A 20,845-nucleotide genomic window follows, 5' to 3' on the forward strand; every position below is an offset into this window, starting at 1 on the left:
ATAGTGTGTATAACTGACCGCTTGCGTGCGGGTTAAGCGATAGTTAAGGCATCGCTGACCAGTTGTTTTTGCTGCTGTGTATGCAATGACATATAGCCGACCGCAGGAGAGGCGGAAGCAGGACGTCCGGCATATTTGAGTTTGGCATTATCTGCAATCGAAGCCTCAAAATTGTGCTTGCTGCAATACCACGCCCCTTGGTTGAGCGGCTCTTCCTGACACCAAACGAAATCGGTAACGTGTGCATACGGCTCAAGGGCTTTTTTCACATCATCGTGCGGATACGGATAGAGTTGTTCAATCCGAATGATTGCCACATCTGTTTGGTTGTTTTGGCGGCGCTGTTCAAGCAGATCGTAATAGACTTTACCGGAGCACATTACCACCCGTTTGACCTGCGCAGAATCGAGTTTATCAACCTCACCGATGACATTCTGAAACTCGCCGTTGACTAATTCATCAAGGCTGGATACCGCCAATGGATGACGCAGTAAGGATTTCGGCGAGATCGCGACAAGCGGTCGGCGCATTTTGCGTAGTGCTTGGCGGCGCAGCATATGGTAAACCTGTGCTGGCGTGGATGGGATACAGACTTGCATATTTTGCTCGGCACAAAGCTGTAAATAGCGTTCTAGGCGTGCTGAGGAGTGCTCCGGCCCCTGACCTTCGTAGCCGTGCGGTAATAGCATTACCAAGCCGCACATTCTGCCCCATTTTTGTTCGCCGGAGCTGATAAATTGGTCGATAACAATTTGTGCACCGTTGGCAAAATCACCAAATTGGGCTTCCCAAATGGTTAAGGTTTTCGGGTTAGTGGTGGCATAGCCGTATTCAAAGGCTAAAACCGCCTCTTCGCTTAATACCGAATCCCACACTTCAAAACGCCCTTGATTGCTGTGTAATTGGGTGAGCGGCACATAGCCTGTACCGTCATTTTGGTTATGAATGACGGCGTGGCGGTGGAAGAATGTGCCACGACCGGCATCTTCACCGGAAAGGCGAACGTGCGTCCCTTCGTCTAGCAGGGTGGCGTATGCCATTGTTTCTGCCATTCCCCAGTCAAATAATTTATTGCCTTGATACATTTCTCGGCGGTCTTTGTAAATTTTTTCGACCCGAGAGTGTGGGCGTACGCTGTCCGGATATTCGCATACCCGTTTGGCAAGGGTTAGGAAACGGGCTTGTGGGAAGGTATTTTCATACGGATCAGTCCATTCATAGTTGAGATATTGCAACCAATCCATTGTGGCGGTGTCCATTTCACGCCATTCCGACACGACCCGTTCGCCGTTATCTAGCGCATCACGGTAGAGGTTAATCATCTCAATTTCATCATCATTGGTGATCACCCCTTCATTGATAAGACGGTCGGCATAGACTTTGCGTGGTGTCGGGTGTTTTTTGATAAGTCCGTACATCATCGGCTGCGTGGCTAACGGCTCGTCCGCTTCGTTATGACCGTGGCGGCGGTAAGAGATTAAGTCAATGAAAATATCCCGTTTGAATAACGCACGGTATTCAACCGCCATCCTTGCTGCAAAGGCAACCGCTTCCGGATCATCGCCGTTAACGTGAATGATTGGCGCTTGGATCATTTTGGCAATGTCGGTGCAGTATTCGGTTGAGCGGGTATCGTTTGGGTTAGAGGTCGTAAATCCGATTTGGTTGTTAATGACCACCCGAATCGTACCGCCTACCCGGTAGCCCCGTGCATTTGACATATTCAGGGTTTCTTGTACCACGCCTTGTCCTGCAACGGCGGAGTCGCCGTGAACGGTAATCGCCAATACTTTTTCCCGCTCGGTATCGTTAATACGGGTTTGTCTTGCGCGTACCGAACCGATCACCACCGGGCTGACGATTTCTAAATGGGACGGGTTGAACGCAAGAGCAAGATGCACTTTTTTGTCATCAACGGCAAAATCCGATGAAAAACCTTGGTGGTATTTCACATCGCCTGTGCGGTGGGTTTCGGCGTGCTTGCCGGCAAATTCATCGAACAATTCTGCCGGTTTTTTGCCGAGAACATTGACGAGCATATTCAAACGCCCACGGTGTGCCATTCCCATTACCACATCGGTCATTCCTTGGCGGCTGGCGTGGCGGATAATCTCTTTCATTAACGGAATAAACGCATCGCTGCCTTCAAGGGAGAAACGTTTTGCACCGGGGAATTTCGCCCCTAAATAACGCTCTAGCCCGTCTGCCGCCGTCAGCTCTTTTAATAAGTTGAGCTTTTCTTCTTTTGAAAAGAGCGGTTTATTCAGCACGCTTTCCATTTTGGCTTGCAGCCATAATTTTTGTTCCATATCCTGAACGTGCATAAACTCAAGCCCGATGCTGCCGCAATAGGTTTCTTTGAGTGCATCGGCAAGCTCGCTCAGTTTGATCGTTTCTTTATTGTAAACATAACGCCCGATATTAAAGGTTTCGTCCAGATCTTGTTCGCTAAAACCGTGGTGGCGGTAATCCAACTCCGGCACTTGCGAGGTTTTCCAGCGGTAGTAGTTAAGCGGGTCGAGTTTCGCTTCCAAATGCCCACGGAAACGGTAAGCATTGATGAATTGTAACACTTTGACCAGTTTCGCACTGGCTTCAGGATCGATGACGCTGACCGCTTCCGAACGTTGCTCACGGGCTAAACGGCGGAAGTAATCCCGCACGGTAGAGTGGGGCTGCTCGGCTTTTTGAGCTTGAGGCAGTTGGGCAAAAATGGTTTTCCAACTGTCATCGACACTGTCAGGATCGTCAAGATACTGCTCATAGATTTCTTCAACATAAGATTGATTAGCGCCGCCGAGAGCGGTGGACGCAAACCATTCATCAAAATTGTTATGTTGCATACAGACCTAACCTTATTGAGATGTTTACAAAATTTGCACTGATTGCCGAATATTGGGCAAACAGGCGACACATTCCCGTCATTGACGGACGAATGTTACCGAATAATGCCTATTATGCCTGAAATTCAAATCTAAAACTGTGAAGTAAGTCTGATTTTTACATTTTGTTCACAAAAAATTAAACAAAAAAGGCGTTTGGGCAAACCTCGGTGAAGCTGTGATAACTGAAATGTAAGACAAGCGGTCGGTTTTGTCAGATTTTTTGCAATATCATATAGCGGTTGCACAGCGCTGAATATTTGCCCATCGGTAGGGAGGCTCTGCGCCCAACTGATTTTCGGAGAGGACACACTCGTGTCCCTAGAGTTTGATGAAATACAATGGCGACCTCAACCGAATATTTGCAATATTTCCCTGCCAACCGACCGCTTGCATTAAAAAATCGTGCCGCCGAGTTTGATTGCATATAGAAAGAGGCTGGCGGCGATGCCGTACATTATCAATCCGGTGAGGGTGTCGAGAATTTGCCAAGTTCGCTGATTTTGAAAATAGCCGGCTAATTTGCCGGCAGCAAAGCCTAAACCGAAGAACCATAAAAAAGAGCAGGTGAGTGTCCCGAGTAAAAAGGTGATTTTTTCCTCGAAAGTCAGCGTGCCGCCAATACCGCCGACAATCACAACCGTATCAATATAAACGTGGGGATTGAGTAAGGTGATGGCGAGGGTAATCATTACCGCTTTTTTTAAGCTCGCTTTGAGCGTTTGACCACCGACAAGCAGTTGGCTCGTACCTCGGTAAGCACTGATAAACGAGCGGCTGCCGTAACTCAACAGGAAAATCCCACCGAATAAGGCTAACCCGAAACTGAAGAGCGGTGATTGGGAAATCAGGCTGCCCAAGCCGAGTACGCCGAGGGTCATCAGCACCACATCGCAGAAAAAGCAGATAAAGGCAATCCAAAAAACGTGCTGTTTTAAAATGCCTTGTTTGAGCAGAAAGGCGTTTTGTGCGCCGATAGAAACAATCAGCCCAAAACAGACTACGAAACCGTGTAAAAATGTATCCATAATGTTTTCTCCCTATAAACAAGCGGTTAATTATACTGAATTTTTTGCAAAAATTAGGGTATAATCCGCAAAATTTTACTCCCTGTTTGCGAAGGAATATCTTATGCCACATCTTAACGAAAATGAATCCTGTATTGTGATTGCGATCGCCGGTGCGTCTGCCTCCGGAAAGAGTTTGATTGCCTCCACTATCTATAAAGAATTGAAAGCGGAATTGGGGCAGGACGATATTGGGATTATTTCGGAAGATGCGTATTACCGTGATCAGAGCCATTTGGCAATGGAGGAGCGGGTGAAAACCAATTATGACCACCCGAATTCAATGGATCACGCCTTGTTGGTGTCGCATTTGAAAGCGTTGAAACAAGGGCAATCGGTGGAGATTCCGGAGTATGACTATGCCGAGCATAACCGTAAAAAAACGGTAACGCATTTTTCGCCGAAACGGGTGATTATTTTGGAAGGCATTCTATTGCTGACCGATGAGAAAATCCGCAATGAATTGAATGTGTCTATTTTTGTCGATGCGCCGTTGGATATTTGTTTTATCCGCCGTTTACAACGGGATATGCAAGAGCGGGGCAGAACGATGGAGTCGGTGGTAAATCAATATCGGGCAACGGTGCGACCAATGTTCCTGCAATTTGTCGAACCCTCTAAACAATATGCGGATATTATTGTGCCGAAAGGGGGTAAAAACCGTATTGCTATCAATATCTTAAAAGCACAGATCAAACAGTTGCTCAAGCAAAAATAGGAGAGCCGTATGCGTTTATGCGACAGTGATATTGAACGTTATTTAGATGAAGGGATTATTGCCCTTACGCCTCGTCCGGCGAATGAAAAGATCAACGGTGCGACCATTGATGTACGTTTGGGCAACTCTTTTCGGGTGTTTCGTGAGCATTCCACCCCTTATATTGATTTGAGCGGGCCGAGAGAGGAAGTTACCGCTCAACTTGAGCGGGTGATGAGCGAAGAAATTTTAATTGGCGAGGATGAAGCCTTTTTCCTGCATCCCGGTGAGCTGGCGTTGGCAACGACTCTGGAATCGGTAAAATTGCCGGCGAATATTGTCGGCTGGCTGGACGGACGTTCTTCCCTTGCCCGCCTTGGTTTAATGGTACACGTTACCGCTCACCGCATCGATCCGGGTTGGGAAGGAAAAATTGTGCTGGAGTTCTTCAACGCAGGCAAACTGCCGCTTGCCCTAAGACCAAATATGGCGATCGGGGCATTGAGCTTTGAAATTCTTAGCGGTGATGCCCAACGCCCTTATAATGCCCGCAAAGATGCAAAATATAAAAACCAACAAAGTGCGGTATCAAGCCGAATCAATGAAGACGGCTAATTGACAATGTAAAATGAGCGGGGAACGAAGTTCCCCTTTTTTATAGGCTATGTAACCAAATTTGTCGTGATTGCCGATTTCACAATGTCAATCCCCTGTTTATAGCGTTCAATAAATCGTTGATAACCTTCAACAATGGTTTTTTCCGGATAAATTAAGTTGAGCTTAGTTTGATTAAAAATATACGCGTCCAAATAATCTTCTAAGGACATACTGTCTGATTTAGCGAGAAAATTAGCCAATAGCGCAATGCCCCAAGCGCCACCGTTTGAGGCGGTATCCATTGTGGCAAGCGGGATATTCAGGGCGGAGGCAAGGATTTTTTGGGCAACGTTTTCCGTTTTGAAAATACCGCCATGTCCTAAAATGCGATCGATCGCGACATTTTCTTGCTCAATTAAAATATCCATTCCAAGCTTCATTGCACCGAATGCGGTATAGAGGTGGGTACGCATAAAGTTAGCAAGGTGAAATTGTGCATTGGTGGGGTGTAGAAAGAGTGGGCAGCCTTTGGTGAGCCCGACATTGTGTTCGCCCGAATAAAATCCGTAAGAGAGGAGATTACCGCAGTCGGCATCGCCTTCTAATGCGTGGCGAAACAGTGTTTCATAGAGTTCCTCCGTGTAAACTTTGACGCCGAATAATTGCAGGCATTCACCGAGTAGATTGACCCACGCATTGATGTCGGAGGTACAGTTTTGAGCGTGTGCCATTGCGACTAATTTTCCGGCAGGTGTTGTAACAATATCCAGCTCGGCATAGGTCTTGGATAAGGCTTTTTCCAGTACGATCATCGCAAAGGCAGATGTGCCGGCAGAGATATTGCCGGTTTTCTCTTTGATGCAGTTTGTGGCAATCATCCCTGTACCGGCATCCCCTTCGGGGGCACAAAACGGGATACCTGCTTGTAGATTGCCGGTCGGGTCAAGTTTTTTAGCACCGCAAGCGGTTAGTTGTCCGGCTTTTTGCCCAGCAATTTTAACGTTAGGGAGTAACTGTTCCAGCGTCCAAGGGTAGTGGTCTTGTTCAATAAGACGGTTGAATTGAGCAAGCATTGTGCGGTTGTAATCAAGTAAGCCCGTATCAATCGGGAACATTCCTGATGCATCACCAATACCAAGACATTTTTCGCCGGTTAGTTGCCAATGAACATAGCCCGATAAGGTGGTGAGATAATCAAGCTGATAGAGGTGAGGCTCTTGATTGAGAATGGCTTGGTATAAATGGGCAATACTCCAACGTTGAGGGATCGGATATCCAAACCGTTCGGTTAATGTTTCGGCAGCTTGTAGCGTCATATTATTACGCCACGTCCGAAATGGCACGAGCTGATTGCCGGCTTTATCAAAGGCAAGATAGCCGTGCATCATTGCACTGATACCGATAGCCTGTGCCGTTTTGATAACCGTGCGGTATTTCTCTTTGACAGTCTGTTGTAAATCGCCGAAAGCCAGTTGTAATGTCTGCCAAATTTCGCTTTGATGGTAAGTCCAAATACCGTCAATGAAATGATTTTCCCAGTCTGCGCCGCCGGTAGCGAGAATGACGCCTTGCGGATTGATTAGAACGGCTTTAATGCGGGTTGAACCTAATTCAATCCCAATAATAATATTGCCTGAATCAATCTCTATTTTTTCATTTTGCATTGTAAACTCCTATTTGAATAAACGGCTTTTTCTAAAAAGATAAATAAAATCAGTAGTGTTCCCCACAATATCATTGTGATATAGCTACTGATACCAAGCATATTTAAACCGCTTTCAATCATTTGTAATAGAATGAGTGCTAGGATAATGCCGATGAGTTTACCTTTCCCGCCGTCAGGATTTATACCGCCTAATACGGCGGCTAAGATGGAAATCAATAAATAAGAGTCCCCATAAGATGCTTTTGCCGAGTTTAATTTTGATGTCATCAATATTGCGGCAAAGGTGCAAAGTAGTGAAGAAAGAATATAAACAATGATGATCACTTTTTGGGTATGAATGCCGGAATAGAAGGTGGCTTTTTCGTTGTTACCGATAAAATAAATTGATTTGCCTAAGGTGGTTTTTTCTAAGATAAACCAAACACAAAAGAAGAGTATTAAACATACTAAGATAGGGATCGGAATGTAAAAGAGGGAAGAGGCATTGAGCGTTAATAGATGATGAGGGAGATTGGAGATAGTCGAGCCATTGGTGAATAAAATATTTAAGCCGTTAATCAGTGTCATTGTACCAAGTGTCGCTAAAATGGGAGAGACTTTAATAATAGCGATTAAGCTGCCGTTCAATAAACCGATCAGAGCTGCACATACTCCGCTTAGCCCAATAGCTAGGAATAGAAACAGCGGGCTTTCATTTTGAGTAACCAAATAGGCGATAATCAATGCACTGCTATTCATTGTGGCAATGATAGAGAGATTGATACCGCCGGTTATCATTGGAATGGACATTGCGAGCGTTAGAATACCGAGAATCGCCACTTGTGATGCCATTGATTGAAAGTGATCTATCGACCAAAAAAGCTCGGGAATAAGGATTGAAAATAGGGATAGCGCTAAAATAAATAATAAGCAGAGGTATTTTGTCGGGCGATCAATATAGCGTTTCATTCTGTTTTCCTTATTTTTTATGTTGTGCGAGAGCGGTTAAACTAATACTTAAAATCATAATGCAACCGGTAATAACCATCTGCCAGTAAGATGAGACATTTAATAAATTCAGACCGTTTTGAATCATTGCAACTAATGCCACGCCCATTACCGTGCCGGATAATGTGCCTTTGCCGCCCGTTAGGCTTGCTCCGCCTAATACAACGGCTGTGAGTACGGTTAATTCGTAGCCTAACAGAGAATCCGGTGCGACCGATTGCACCGTATAAGACTGAACAACGCCGGCAACACCTGCCATTATGCCCATATAGCCGTAAGCGAGAATATGCAATTTCAGCAAATTAAAGCCGATTCTCAGTGTGGATTCTTTATTTCCGCCCAGTGCGTAGATTTGTCGCCCCAGACTGGCTTTATTTAATAAGAGATGAGTTATCAGAATAACGCAGAGCATCACAATAATTTGAAAAGATAGCCCGTATTCTATGCCTTCTGCTGTGGTGTGTTTAAAGAGAATATATTCCTGTTGAAACCAGTGTGGAAAATCATACAGCCAAACCCCTTTCGTAACATAAAGCAGAGCGCCATAAAAGATATTAAGTGTCGAAATCGTAATAATAATGGCGGGTACGGCTAATTTATGAATAATAACGGCATTGAGCATACCAAATAAACACCCCACCAAGATTGCGATGGCAAAAACACCGATTAAGCCGATATGATAATGCTGAATAATAGAAATCATTACATATTGGGCAATAATCGTAATCGCCGGAAAGGAAATATCAATACCGCCTGCAATTAAAACGACAAGTAATCCGCAGGCAAGTATCATTAACATTGCATAATTATTAAAAATATCGTAGATATTTTCGATGGTTAAAAAATCGTGTGTGAATAAACTCAATAGCCCAAATAGCACGAGTAACGTTAAAAATAAAATACGGTTATTTAGATTTTTCATAAACAATATCCTCAATAGCCTGTTCTGTACAATCGCTTGGGCGAAACTGTGCCGTTATTTTGCCTTTATTCATTACAAATACCCGATGGCTATGGTAATAGGCCTCCTCAATTTCATCGGTAATAAAAATAACTGAAATCCCTTTTTCGGACAGTGTTTGAATAATATGAAAAATCCCCGCTTTATTGGCGACATCAACCCCAATCGTTGGCGAATCTAAAATCATCACTTGGGGCGAAACGGCTAACCACTTGGCAATAGACACTCGCTGGGCATTACCGCCCGATAATGTATTGACGGCTAAATCCGCATCGGCGGCTTTAATCTTGAGCTTTTCAATAAGCGTTTGGCTTAATCGGCGGGCAGATTGGTTTTGGATAATATTAAATCTGTCGGTGAGACGTTGAAGCACGGTTGAAATTATATTGTGATGGATGGATTCTGCCATTATCAGTCCGGTATTCATTCGATCTTCCGAAACGTACACAATCCCTTTGGCGATCGCTTGGCGGTTATTTTTTAAGGAAATCCGTTGCCCGTTCAGCCTGATTTCACCACAATCCGGTTGAGTAATGCCGAATAAACTCAAACAGAGCTCGGTACGTCCTGATCCTAATAGACCGACTAACGAAATAATTTCACCTTGTTTAAGCGAGAAATCAATCTGTTGATATTGATGGGCGAGACAGAGATTTTTAACCTCAAGTACTGTCGGCGTTTGCAAAAAATCGGGCGGATCTAACCGCTTTTGATGTAATGTAAGACCGGTCATCAAAAAGGTCAGGCGTTTTTCGTCCACCTCTTGAATCGGGTATTCACCAACCTTACTACCGTCTTTTAGCACTAACACCGTGTCGGAAACGGTCAGCATTTCTTTTAAGCGGTGGCTGACAAAAATGATGCTGATCCCCTTACTTTTCAACTTAAGCACAATATCCAGTAAATAATGGACTTCGTGAGCGGTTAAAGAGGCGGTCGGCTCGTCCATTATCAATAAGCGGGCATTTTGGGCTAAGGCTCGGCAAATTGCGACCAGTTGCTGCTGGGCAATCGGGAGATCTTCAACGTTAGCGGTTAAATCTAAGGTTGCATTGATGCTATCCAGTGCATTTTGAGCAATGTCTCGGATCGCTTTCGGCTTAACGATCCCAAATTGGCGGTAATGATTGATGGCAATATTCTCCGCAACACTTAAATTAGGAAATAAAGCGAGATCCTGATAGATAACTTGGATACCTTGCTCAATAGCGGTTTTAGGGGTTAATTGCGTATGCAATGTTGAACCAATCCGAATTTCCGCACCGCTATCCGGTTGGTAAACGCCGGATAGAATTTTGATTAAGGTCGATTTGCCGCAGCCGTTTTGACCGCATAGGCATAGTGCTTCGCCGTCATTTAAACGAAGATCGACTTGATTAAGTGCTTTGACACCGCCAAAGGTTTTGCTGATGTTGTGCATTGAAATAAAGGGCATAATGACTTCCTGGTTATTGATGAGAGCAAGCGTATCCGGATAAAAGCGGATAACAAGCGGTCTGTTATCCGCTCTTTTTTGTAAAAGTGTGATGAATCACTTGTCGATCTTCGATCAATAGAGGCTGTCGATATTCTCTTGCGTAACTTTCAGCACTTTATGGAATTGTAATAATTTTTTGGTGTGATCGACTTTGGCTTTGCCAATATGAGGAATTACTAATCCGTCTTCAATCGCTTCGCCTTTTAGCACTTTAGCAGCCACGGCAGCTAAAGCATAGCCGGCATTTGCCGGATCGTAAGTGATCCCCATTGTAATATTACCGCTTTTAATCAGGGCGGCGGCTTGCGATGGAATCATCATTCCAAATACATTGAGTTTTCCTTTCAAGCGTTTTTCTTTGACGGCTAAGCCTGCACCAATCGGGCCTTGTGAGCCGAATGAAACGACGGCTTTCAGATCCGGGTGGGCTTTGACCAAATCAATCGTGGTGCGGCGGGCATCATTGATATTTTCAGCAACGGGCATTCTACTGGTTACTTCAAACATTTCAGGGTAGTGAGCTTGTTGATATTGAATAAATAAATCCGCCCAAAGATTGTGTTGCGGAACGGTTAAACCACCGACATAGATCACATAACCGCCTTTTCCGCCTAGTGATTTGGCAACTTCTTCGACATAATCCGATGCAAACCGGGCATTATCAATGACTTCGATGTCCCAATCGGCACTGGGCTGCCCGACAGATTCATTAGTTAAGACGACAATACCTTGCTGTTTGGCTTTTTTCAGTACCGGCTCTAATGCACTGGCATCGTTAGGTACAATGGAAATGGCTCGCACTTTTTTGGTGATTAAATCCTCAATCAATTTCACTTGCTGGGGTGCATCGGTATTTGCAGGCCCGACTTGGTAGGCATTGATATTATTATCTTTACCCGCTTGTACAACGCCTTCCGCCATCCGATTGAACCAAGGCATACCGTCAATTTTGGCGATGTTCACAACATCATTGGCAAGTAGACTACTGCTGAAGCCAAGGGTGAATAGCGTAGAGAGCAGCAAGGGTTTAAGCATTTGTTTTTTCATCAGAAAGTCCTCATAGTAGGTGAGTTGATTTTCCTTAATTTAATGACCGCAATTAAGGGCTGGAAATATCTTAGAGGTCGGAGATGTAAAAGAATAGGTAAATTTCAGTTATAAATATGGAATATTCTGCTACCGAAAATAAAGTGCGAAGCAGATCACATTTTTATAAGCGATTTTGTTCTTGCTGTCTGAACTCGGAAGGGGAAAGCTCCGTATGTTTTTTAAAAATTTTTGAAAAATAAAGCGCATCTTCATAGCCTAAGGATTTGGCAATTTTATGTACGGATAAGTTAGAAAAATAGAGCAGTTTTTGCGCTTCATTGATGCGTTGTTGCTCCCGCCATTGAATAATCCCCATTCCAAGCGCTTGTTTAAATAAGTGTGCAAGGCGGGATTCCGATAAATAGACCTGTTGGGCTAGAAATGCTACATTCCAATTTTGTGAAAGATTTTCCGAGATGAGATCGCACACCTTTAATATTCTGCTATCAATGGGGAAAATCGTGTCGCTTTGCTCGGCAGACACACATTTCATCAGCAAATATTCCAATAGGCAACGGCTAGTATCTTGTTTGAAAGGATGAGCGGATTTTAGCTCCCATTCAATTTTCGTGAATAATTGACTGATTTCTTGAAAAAGCACCGAATCATTTAGGGTAATTCTACCGATATTTTGTTGGTTATTACGCCAATGCAGCCATTTTAGCCAGCCCGGTTTAGCATAAAAATAGAGCCATTTAGAATGCCAAAACGGGCATTCCGGTTGGCGGAAATAGTGATGGACACTGTGAGGGCAAAATAGTAATAATTGCCCACGTTGTAAGGGCAAAGGGTGCTTGCCGTCGTGCATTATCCCTTTTCCGAACGTAGTGAGTTGAAGCATATAACCTTTCATTCCCTCCTGGCGATGAACGACAAAGTCCAAGTAATTGCCTTTTTCACTTTGGGTAATACCGGCAGCGATCTCACAGTGATTAAAAGAGGCTGAAAAGGTGTTCTCATTCATCATTAAAAACGCCATTCATTGACGAATGGCGCTCCGTATATATTATTCAAACAAGGCTTGATGCAGGGCATTGACAACCTGATTGGCGTCTTCGTTTTTCACTAAGGTGCAGACGTTGTTGGTGCTGGCACCGTAGCTGATAAGTCGGACGTTGTAAGGTGCGAGGGTTGCAAATAATTGCCCAGCAATACCCGCTTGTCGATGCAAATGATTGCCGATAATAGCGACTAAGGCAAGATCGGATTCCACCTGCACATTGCAATAGGCTTGTAATTCAGCGAGTAAAGCGGGCGAGAGCATATCCGTGCCGGAGGACGCCGAACCGGTTTTGTCGAGAGTCAGGGCAACACTCACTTCGGAGGTAGTGATCACATCAACCGAAATTTTGTGCTTCGCCAAAATAGCGAACACATTGGCTAAAAAGCCTTGGGCGTGCAGCATACTCAAGCTGGACAAGGTAATCAAAATCTGATTACGGCGTAAGGCAATCGCTCGGAAGGTTGGGCGGGGTTGCGGATCACGGGTTACCCAAGTGCCGCCCTGTTGCGGGGCTTTGCTTGAACCGACATACACAGGAATATTACTGCGTACCGCAGGGAGTAATGTTGCAGGGTGCAAGACTTTTGCACCGAAAGTTGCCATTTCCGCCGCTTCGTTAAAGCTGATAGTTTCAAGCCGTTTGGCGTTGGCGACAATGCGAGGGTCGGTTGTATAAATTCCCGGCACGTCCGTCCAAATTAACACATCGTTTGCGTTCAATACTTCAGCGAGAAGGGCGGCGGTGTAATCGCTGCCGCCTCGTCCTAAGGTCGTGGTTTTACCTTGTTCATCACGCCCGATAAACCCTTGGGTGATAACGATTTTACCTTGTGCAATCAGCGGTTTCAGCACGAGATCGGCTTGCTGTTGGGTTTTGGTATCGTCAGGGGCGGCTTTACCGAACTGACTATTGGTTGCTACCACATTACGCACATCGACCCACTCGGCAGGACACTGCTTTTCGTGAAGCAGCTGGGTGAACAGGCGGGTAGACATCATCTCACCGTGGCTGATTAACTCATCGGTGAGAGCAGGGGAGGTCGCTAAACCGGCGGATTCCGCTAATATTTGGATTTGATTGAGTAAGCGGTCAATCTCTTCACGCACGTTTTCAGGGTGCTGGAGCTTGTCAATAATACGGTATTGAATGGCACGGACTGCCGCTAAAATGATCTCTCGGTGTTCGCTCTCACAACCGTTTGCCAACTCGACTAAATAATTGGTGATGCCCGCCGAGGCAGATAAGACCACCACACGAGTATTGGCATCAGCGATAACAATATCGGCACAGGCGGACATTGCCTCAAAATCGGCAACACTGGTTCCACCAAATTTCGCAACGGAAAGATAAGACATAATAATTTCCTATGATGAATGTGTTTACAAAATAAAGAGGTAGAATGGTAGGGTGGAATTGAGTTACTTTTGGTTTGTGAGAACAAATTTAAGAGCACTCCATTTGAACTTTGCTCAAATGACAGCTGATAGGATTCAACCTGACTCAGCCGATGATCATTCCTGTCTAGTGAATTCACACCTCGGCAAGCATTCCCATCACTTATCCTCAAACGGTCTAGTTCCCTAAGATAAGTTGCCTGAATGTTGCGCCTCTCTTGCTATAATCACTTATAACTTTTCCCCGCATTGAGCGGAAAACGTGCATAGAAATACCCTGATCTGCGTTAAGTGTCAAACGGAATTTCGGCTTTTGGCGGCGGTTAAAATCAAACGGCTTAATTTTGAACAAAACAAGCGGTCAGATAGGTAAAATTTCTTACAAAACCGCCCGCTTGCCGAATGTAAAAGTTTGTTGCAACCTACAAAAAAGGATAAAATACCGCAGTTTTAACACTTTTTATTTCTTATATTTCAAGGTCGGACAATGAAAAAACACCATATTCAAACCCTTATTCCAAAGCAAGATGTGCAGCAGCGTATTGAGGAATTAGCGAAAGAGATTAACCACTATTATCAGCATAATCATTGTGAGAGCCTTGTGGTGATTGGGTTGTTACGAGGGTCGTTTATGTTTATGGCGGATTTAGTACGCCGCTTGGATTTGCCAGTGGAGGTGGATTTTCTGACGGCTTCCAGTTATGGATTGAGTACCGAATCCAGCCGTGATGTGAAAATTCTGAAGGACTTGGACGGCGATATTGCCGGAAAAGATGTGCTGATTGTCGAAGACATTATTGATACCGGCTTTACCTTGAGCAAAGTGCGCGATATTTTACGCCTGCGTGAGCCGAAATCCTTGGCAATTTGCACATTGTTGGATAAACCTTCCCGCCGTGAAGTTGACGTGCCGGTGGAGTGGATAGGCTTTGCGATTCCCGATGAATTTGTTGTCGGTTACGGGATTGATTATGCCCAACGCTATCGCAATTTGGATTATATTGCCAAAGTGGTGCTTGACGCCTAATTGTCAAAAAAACACGCTAAACTAACCGCTTGTGGTATGCAACTTCAAGCGGTTTTTGTATTCTAACGGCTATCAAAAACGGAGGAATTATGTGGAAGAAAACCTTAGTGTCGCTATTGTTGTTTAGTTCGGCGACAATGGCTAAATCGGAGAAACACAGCGTGTCCGCACCGGAATTGGACGCATTGAAACAACAGTGGACGCAGGCATATCAACAGGCACAACAAACATTAGTCGTCGAACGGGAACAGTTTCTACAATTAGAAGCCTTGCTGAAAAACGCCGAAAAGCAGGGTAAATTATCCGATCGTGTACTGGCTTTGGCGAAACGTTTAATATCCGATGACTACCCTTTAAAACCGGACGCCGATTGGCTTATCTTTAAGGCGTTAGTGGCAAGCGAACGTTTTACACCGGAACAGTTGGAGCACGAAGTCGCGCAATTTGCCGCCCAATATCCGTTGATTGCCAAGCGTAATCGGTTGGCACAACTGCCTTATACGCACTATTATCAAGCACAGAAATTACCGGAACTGATTGCGTACAGCCAAGCCGTGCCGCCAGAGACAATGGACAATATGTGCCGTGTGTTTGCGGCAAAATTTCAGCTATTAGCCGAAAAAACAGCACTCAATCCGGAAGCGGAGCAGGCTGGCAGCCCGGCAAACGCTTCGCCGGAAATGGGGGAACTGCTGACAGCGTTCGATACTTTTTGGCAGGGTAAAATCGCGCAACAAAATGAGAAATTGGGTGAGGCAGAAGCGAGTTATTGGCGCAAAAATGCGGTTTTGCCCTTGGAATGTGGCGGAATAGAAGCCTATTGGCGAGATCAGGGATTAAAAACGGCGGCAAAAATTCAGCAAAAGGCACTCTATTTATTTCAGTTAGGGGCGAAGCCAGCCTTAGTCTCGCTTAACGAAAATAGCCAAGATCCCGAATTAAACAGCTGGTTGACCGCGTTGGAAAAACTGCTCGCCGAGCCGAAAAATTTGCAACATTTTGTGCAGAACCAACCGCTTACAGAGGTTAATCGCCGGATCATTGAGAAAGCCTTCCCTGCGTTTGTGCGTACACTGGCAGAACAGATGGATAACCCCAACTTTTCTGTCTATCAAGGCTGGGCGGAAAAATGGGGGCTGAGCGAGGAAACGCAAAAAGCGTGGAAAATGGCGTTTATCAGTCGGGTATTTGACAATCTCGAACCGGCTTTTCAGCTCTGGCGGGACGAACAGTTGCTCGCCTTAAAGGCAGATCAACTCACTGAGCGGCGATTACGCACGGCGATTTTCCAGCAAACGCCGTTGAAACCGTGGCTGGACAATTTAACACCGCAAGCAAAAGAGAAAGCGGAATGGCGTTATTGGCAGGCAAAAGCCGACCCGAAACAGCGAAATGTCTTACTGAATGCTTTGACAATGGAGCGGGGATTTTACCCGATGCTTGCCGCTCACGCCTTGGGTAAACCTTACACCCTCAATTTGCCGTCAGTTGTGCCTTTAATGCCTCATCAGCAGGCACAATTTACACCGGCGTTGGAACGGGTGCGGGAGTTGAGAGCATTAAAACGTTTTGAGGCAGCAAAAACAGCGTGGATTGACCTGTTACAAGCGGTCAGTTTTGACGAAAAAATTGCATTGACCGATTATGCCAACGGGCAAAGCTGGGTGGATTTAGCGGTGGAAGGCACAATTCAGGCGAAAGCGTGGGATTATGTTCAGCTACGCTTGCCGAATACCTATGCCCAATGGTTTGATCTGCATTTGACCGATCACAATATCACAAAAACCTTTGCAATGGCGATTGCCCGCCAAGAAAGTGCGTGGAATGCGCAAGCCCGCTCCCACGCCAACGCACAGGGACTAATGCAAATGTTGCCGAGTACGGCGAAACAAACGGCGGATAATCAGCAACTGCCGTTTAGCGAGCTAGATTTGCTCGATCCGTTTAAAAATATTATGCTCGGCACGGCACATTTGGCGGAGTTAAACGAAAAATATCCGAATAACCGCATTTTAATTGCCGCAGCTTATAATGCAGGACCGCATCGGGTAAAAACGTGGCTGGAACGTGCCGGCGGGCGTTTGGCAATGGACGAATTTATTGCCTCAATTCCGTTTTTGGAAACCCGTGGCTATGTGCAAAATGTACTGGCGTACGACTATTATTACCAACTGTTGCAAAATCAACCACATAAGATGATGTTTACCCAAGCGGAACAAGGCAGTTATTAGCGGGTTGCCACAAAATAGGCTATGTATGAAGTGGTAATGTTAATAGTTGTAAACGGTCATTGGCGTAGCGTTAAAAAAGGGGCAGCTCAAGTATGGCGCAACACAATATAATGTTGAAAACTCGTAAAAACAGACCGCAAGCGGTCTGTTTTTGTAGGCGATCAATCAATAACCGCCACTTCGGTATTGACATTTAAGCCACGCACAAGCGGTGCGCCTTTTCTGGCACGTTCGCCACGGTATTTTTCAATGTCGCTTGGTTTGAGCGTGATTTTACGTTTGCCGGAAACGAACACGAGCGAGCTGGTCGGGCGAATGATGAATAGGCGTGCCAATAATTCCGTGCCGGCTTTGGCGGCTGCTGCGGAAATATTGATGATTTTATTCCCTTTGCCCTTTGACAAGCTCGGTAACTCGGCAATCGGAAAGACTAACATTCTGCCGACACTGCTCATTGCAGCCAACAGGGTGTCGGGATCATCACCGATCAGCTGTGGCGGCAGCACTTTTGCATTTTCCGGCAGGGAAATGACCGCTTTCCCCGCTTTATTACGGGATACTAAGTCGCTGAATTGGCAAATAAAACCGTAGCTGGAGTCTGACGCCATCAGCACTTTTTGATTATCCTCCGCCATTAGAACATATTGCACGGCTGCACCGTCCGTCAGCGTAATTTTACTGGTGATTGGCTCGCCTTGCGAACGGGCGGACGGCAAGGTTTGCGGGTCGAGAGCGTAGCTGCGCCCTGTACTGTCAATAAAAACGACCGGTTGGTTACTTTTACCGTGAACGTGCGCCAAATAGCCGTCCCCTGCCTTGTAATTCAGGGCTTGCACGTCAATATCGTGCCCTTTAGCACAACGTACCCAGCCTTTTTCCGATAAAATTACCGTAATCGGCTCGGTCGGGATCAGATCGCTTTCGGCAATGGCTTTGGCTTCCGCCCGTTCAACAAGCGGTGAGCGGCGAGGGCTGGCATAGGTTTTGGCATCGGCTTGAATTTCTTGCTTGATTAAAGTATTCAGACGGCGTGGCGAGCCTAAAATCGCTTGCAGGCGTTCCTTTTCTTCGGTGAGTTTTTGTTGCTCGGCGTATAACTCGTACTCTTCCAACTTGGCAAGATGACGCAACCGCAGGTTTAAAATCGCCTCGGCTTGCAGCTCGCTCAAATTAAAACGTGCGATAAGCTCGGTTTTCGGATCGCCGTCATCACGGATAATCTCAATCACTTCGTCAATGTTGAGATAGGCGGTCAGCAAACCTTCCAAAATATGCAGGCGGCTTAGGATTTTATCCAAACGGTAGTTTAAACGGCGGGTAACGGTGGTGCGGCGGAAACTTAACCACTCGTTGAGAATGGTGAGCAGATTTTTCACCACTGGTTTGCCGTCTAAGCCGATCATATTCATATTGACCCGATAGCTTTTTTCCAAATCGGTGGTGGCGAATAGGTGAGCCATTAACGCATCAAGATCAATGCGGTTTGAGCGGGGCTCAATCACAATCCGCGTCGCATTTTTACGGTCGGACTCGTCCCGAATATCGTCCACCATCGGCAATTTTTTGTTACGCATTTGGGTGGCGATCTGCTCAATAATTTTGGAGGGCGAGGCTTGATGCGGCAGGGCGGAAATAATGATATTGCCGTCTTCCTTATGCCATACCGCCCGCAGTTTGATCGAGCCTTTGCCTTGCTCGTACAGTTTTTTCAGCTCGGCTCGCGGGGTGATAATTTCCGCTTCGGTCGGGTAGTCCGGCCCTTGCACAATCTCAAGTAGATCGTCTAAGCAAGCGGTCGGATTATCCAATAATGTTACACACGCCTCTGCCAATTCATTGAGGTTATGCGGCGGAATATCCGTTGCCATTCCCACGGCAATCCCGGTTGTGCCGTTCAGCAAAATATGCGGCAGGCGGGCGGGCAGGTATTTGGGTTCTTCCAACGAACCGTCAAAGTTGGGTTGATATTCCACCGTGCCTTGCCCTAATTCACCGAGCAGTAACTCGGCAATTTTGGCTAATTTGGACTCCGTATAACGCATTGCGGCAAAGGATTTCGGATCGTCTTGTGCGCCCCAGTTCCCTTGCCCGTCCACCAACGGATAGCGGTAAGAGAAAGGCTGTGCCATCAGCACCATCGCTTCATAGCAGGCACTGTCGCCGTGGGGGTGGAATTTCCCCAACACGTCCCCGACCGTGCGGGCGGACTTTTTATATTTGGCGGACGCAGTTAAGCCGAGTTCGGACATCGCATAAATAATACGGCGTTGCACCGGCTTTAAGCCATCGCCGATAAACGGCAAGGCACGATCCATAATGACATACATTGAATAATTGAGATAGGCGTTTTCGGTGAAACGCTTAATCGGCATCTGCTCAATGCCTTCGTAGTTGATTTGGTTAGTCATTCCGAAAGTTATACTCGATCATCAAAAAGGCACGAACGAGCGTGCCGAGAATTATTGGTGCAGATTATAGCGGAATTTTGCGATTTAGTGGATATTTTTACACTAGATTTTCCGCACTAGCCCCATAAAGAGTAACGCAATCACACAAAAGCCGATCGCCAAATACCAAGTGCTTTGATAACCAAATTGGCTTGCCATCACGCCGGCGAGTTGTCCGGCGACAATCCAACTTGCCGAACCGGTATTGCCAAACAGCGTAGTTGCCGTGCCCATTCGGTAAGGCATTAAATCTTGGAAATAGATCATTCCGATAGAGGCGATAATCCCAATAAAAATGCCGTTAAACAGTTGGATTGCCAGCAACTGCCATTCCGTTTGGGCGAGGGCTAAACCGAGGTAATAGGCAATCCCCGCCACAATACCGATCAGCATCAGGCTTTTTTTGCTGATAAAACGCGTACAGTAGCCGGCAATCAGCATTATCGGAATTTCAATTCCTGCTGCCGTGCCCATCATCAAGCCTGCCACACGGTTTGACAGCCCCAAATCTTCGCTGAGATAAATCGGCATATTGATGAACATCATACTGTTGCACGTCCATACCAACAGGCAGGCGATACTCAACCAAATCACCGAATGGCGATTACTGGTGATCCCCTCTTCCCGCAGATTATCTTCTTCCTCATTTGCCGATTTTGGCTCGCAACCGACCGCTTGCGGCAGCATCAACATTACAATGATGATTGAGATCGCAAAAATAGTCGCGGCGGCAACGTACATAAAGGTAAAGCCGAGCTGGTCGGCGAGAAAATAGGCAAGAGGTGGGCCGACAATCCACGCTAACGACAGTTGCGCCCGCAGCACGCTGTTGAACATCGTGCTATCCCGATTTTGTGCTTGAGTGTATTCTCTCGACAAAGCAAACAGTTGCGAGGTGGCGGACGAGCCCAGCCCGATTAACAGCGTGCCGAAAATCAGCAAAATATAGTAATCCCGATTAAACGCAAACAGCAGGCAGCCGAACAGTTGCATTACACAACTGAGGGAAATAATCAGCTTGCGGTTAGGGTAGCGGTCGGAATAATGGGCGACAATCTGGCTAAGCACCATCGACACGAGGGAGTTAATCGAATAGAACACCCCGATCATCATCGGATCATTGGTAACTTCATTATGCAAATAGACGGTGAGTGCCGGAATCCGCAGTGCGCCTGCCAGCCCCGTCATAAAAATCACAATTAAAAATGCCGCCGAAGCGGAACTTAGCAAACGCCGGCTAAGCAGGCGTTGCGGAAAAAAGGGAACGGCAGGTTTCATTGTCGGCTCTTTTAGCATAAATAAATGATGTGTCTATTGTA

At 46.0% G+C, this 20,845-nt stretch carries 15 protein-coding genes and 1 riboswitch; of the genes, 4 read left to right on the forward strand and 11 right to left on the reverse strand.

Annotation, left to right across the window (positions count from 1 at the left end; genetic code table 11):
* Positions 1–32: 32 nt before the first annotated feature.
* The gene (gene sucA / locus E4T80_RS02480) at positions 33–2,843 is read right to left on the reverse strand and encodes a 2-oxoglutarate dehydrogenase E1 component (protein ID WP_135054646.1); all 2,811 of its coding nucleotides are present in this window, start codon (positions 2,841–2,843) and stop codon (positions 33–35) included.
* Between the two features lie 434 nt (positions 2,844–3,277).
* Complete coding sequence (locus E4T80_RS02485; RefSeq protein ID WP_135054648.1) at positions 3,278–3,910, reverse strand: LysE/ArgO family amino acid transporter; 633 nt, start codon at positions 3,908–3,910, stop codon at positions 3,278–3,280.
* Between the two features lie 103 nt (positions 3,911–4,013).
* On the opposite strand from E4T80_RS02485, the gene udk reads away from it, so the two are divergent.
* Together udk and dcd are read left to right on the forward strand one after the other, a co-directional pair.
* On the forward strand, positions 4,014–4,667 hold the full coding sequence (gene udk / locus E4T80_RS02490) for a uridine kinase (protein ID WP_047977846.1): 654 nt from the start codon (positions 4,014–4,016) through the stop codon (positions 4,665–4,667).
* A 9-nt stretch (positions 4,668–4,676) separates the two neighbouring features.
* Positions 4,677–5,261 (forward strand): dCTP deaminase, encoded by a 585-nt coding sequence (gene dcd, locus E4T80_RS02495; protein WP_135054650.1) that lies wholly within the window; start codon positions 4,677–4,679, stop codon positions 5,259–5,261.
* Positions 5,262–5,308: 47 nt separating this feature from the next.
* On the opposite strand, the gene E4T80_RS02500 is transcribed toward dcd, so the two are convergent.
* From E4T80_RS02500 to lysC, 7 genes are all read right to left on the reverse strand, one after another.
* A complete protein-coding gene (locus E4T80_RS02500; protein ID WP_135054651.1) occupies positions 5,309–6,907 on the reverse strand; it encodes a xylulokinase in 1,599 nt (532 codons plus the stop codon).
* Positions 6,889–7,857, reverse strand: coding sequence for an ABC transporter permease (locus E4T80_RS02505; RefSeq protein ID WP_135054653.1), 969 nt, complete (start codon positions 7,855–7,857; stop codon positions 6,889–6,891). Before E4T80_RS02505 ends, E4T80_RS02500 begins: the two co-directional genes overlap by 19 nt.
* A 10-nt stretch (positions 7,858–7,867) precedes the next feature.
* Positions 7,868–8,818, reverse strand: a complete 951-nt coding sequence (locus E4T80_RS02510) for an ABC transporter permease (protein ID WP_135054655.1) — start codon at positions 8,816–8,818, stop codon at positions 7,868–7,870.
* Positions 8,802–10,292, reverse strand: coding sequence for a sugar ABC transporter ATP-binding protein (locus tag E4T80_RS02515; protein WP_135054657.1), 1,491 nt, complete (start codon positions 10,290–10,292; stop codon positions 8,802–8,804). The genes E4T80_RS02510 and E4T80_RS02515 overlap by 17 nt, the downstream gene beginning before the upstream one ends.
* Positions 10,293–10,406: 114 nt before the next feature.
* A complete protein-coding gene (locus tag E4T80_RS02520) occupies positions 10,407–11,381 on the reverse strand; it encodes a substrate-binding domain-containing protein (protein WP_135054659.1) in 975 nt (324 codons plus the stop codon).
* Between the two features lie 163 nt (positions 11,382–11,544).
* Positions 11,545–12,390 carry an arabinose operon transcriptional regulator AraC gene (gene araC / locus E4T80_RS02525; RefSeq protein ID WP_228064872.1) on the reverse strand — a complete coding sequence of 282 codons (846 nt, stop codon included), beginning with the start codon at positions 12,388–12,390 and terminating at the stop codon, positions 11,545–11,547.
* A 39-nt stretch (positions 12,391–12,429) separates the two neighbouring features.
* Positions 12,430–13,782 carry a lysine-sensitive aspartokinase 3 gene (gene lysC, locus E4T80_RS02530; RefSeq protein ID WP_135054661.1) on the reverse strand — a complete coding sequence of 451 codons (1,353 nt, stop codon included), beginning with the start codon at positions 13,780–13,782 and terminating at the stop codon, positions 12,430–12,432.
* 84 nt (positions 13,783–13,866) lie between these two features.
* A riboswitch (Lysine riboswitch) is annotated at positions 13,867–14,047 on the reverse strand.
* Positions 14,048–14,308: 261 nt separating this feature from the next.
* On the opposite strand from lysC, the gene hpt reads away from it, so the two are divergent.
* Positions 14,309–14,848 (forward strand): hypoxanthine phosphoribosyltransferase, encoded by a 540-nt coding sequence (gene hpt, locus E4T80_RS02535; RefSeq protein ID WP_047977948.1) that lies wholly within the window; start codon positions 14,309–14,311, stop codon positions 14,846–14,848.
* Between the two features lie 89 nt (positions 14,849–14,937).
* A complete protein-coding gene (locus E4T80_RS02540; RefSeq protein ID WP_194186368.1) occupies positions 14,938–17,079 on the forward strand; it encodes a transglycosylase SLT domain-containing protein in 2,142 nt (713 codons plus the stop codon).
* 161 nt (positions 17,080–17,240) lie between these two features.
* Here the strand turns inward: E4T80_RS02540 and parC are convergent, their stop codons facing one another.
* Both parC and E4T80_RS02550 read right to left on the reverse strand, forming a co-directional pair.
* Complete coding sequence (parC, locus tag E4T80_RS02545) at positions 17,241–19,487, reverse strand: DNA topoisomerase IV subunit A (RefSeq protein ID WP_135054663.1); 2,247 nt, start codon at positions 19,485–19,487, stop codon at positions 17,241–17,243.
* Between the two features lie 102 nt (positions 19,488–19,589).
* Positions 19,590–20,804 (reverse strand): sugar efflux transporter, encoded by a 1,215-nt coding sequence (locus E4T80_RS02550; RefSeq protein WP_135054665.1) that lies wholly within the window; start codon positions 20,802–20,804, stop codon positions 19,590–19,592.
* Positions 20,805–20,845 lie beyond the last annotated feature (41 nt).

The sequence above is a fragment of the Muribacter muris genome, assembly GCF_004569585.1.
Lineage (GTDB): Bacteria > Pseudomonadota > Gammaproteobacteria > Enterobacterales > Pasteurellaceae > Muribacter > Muribacter muris.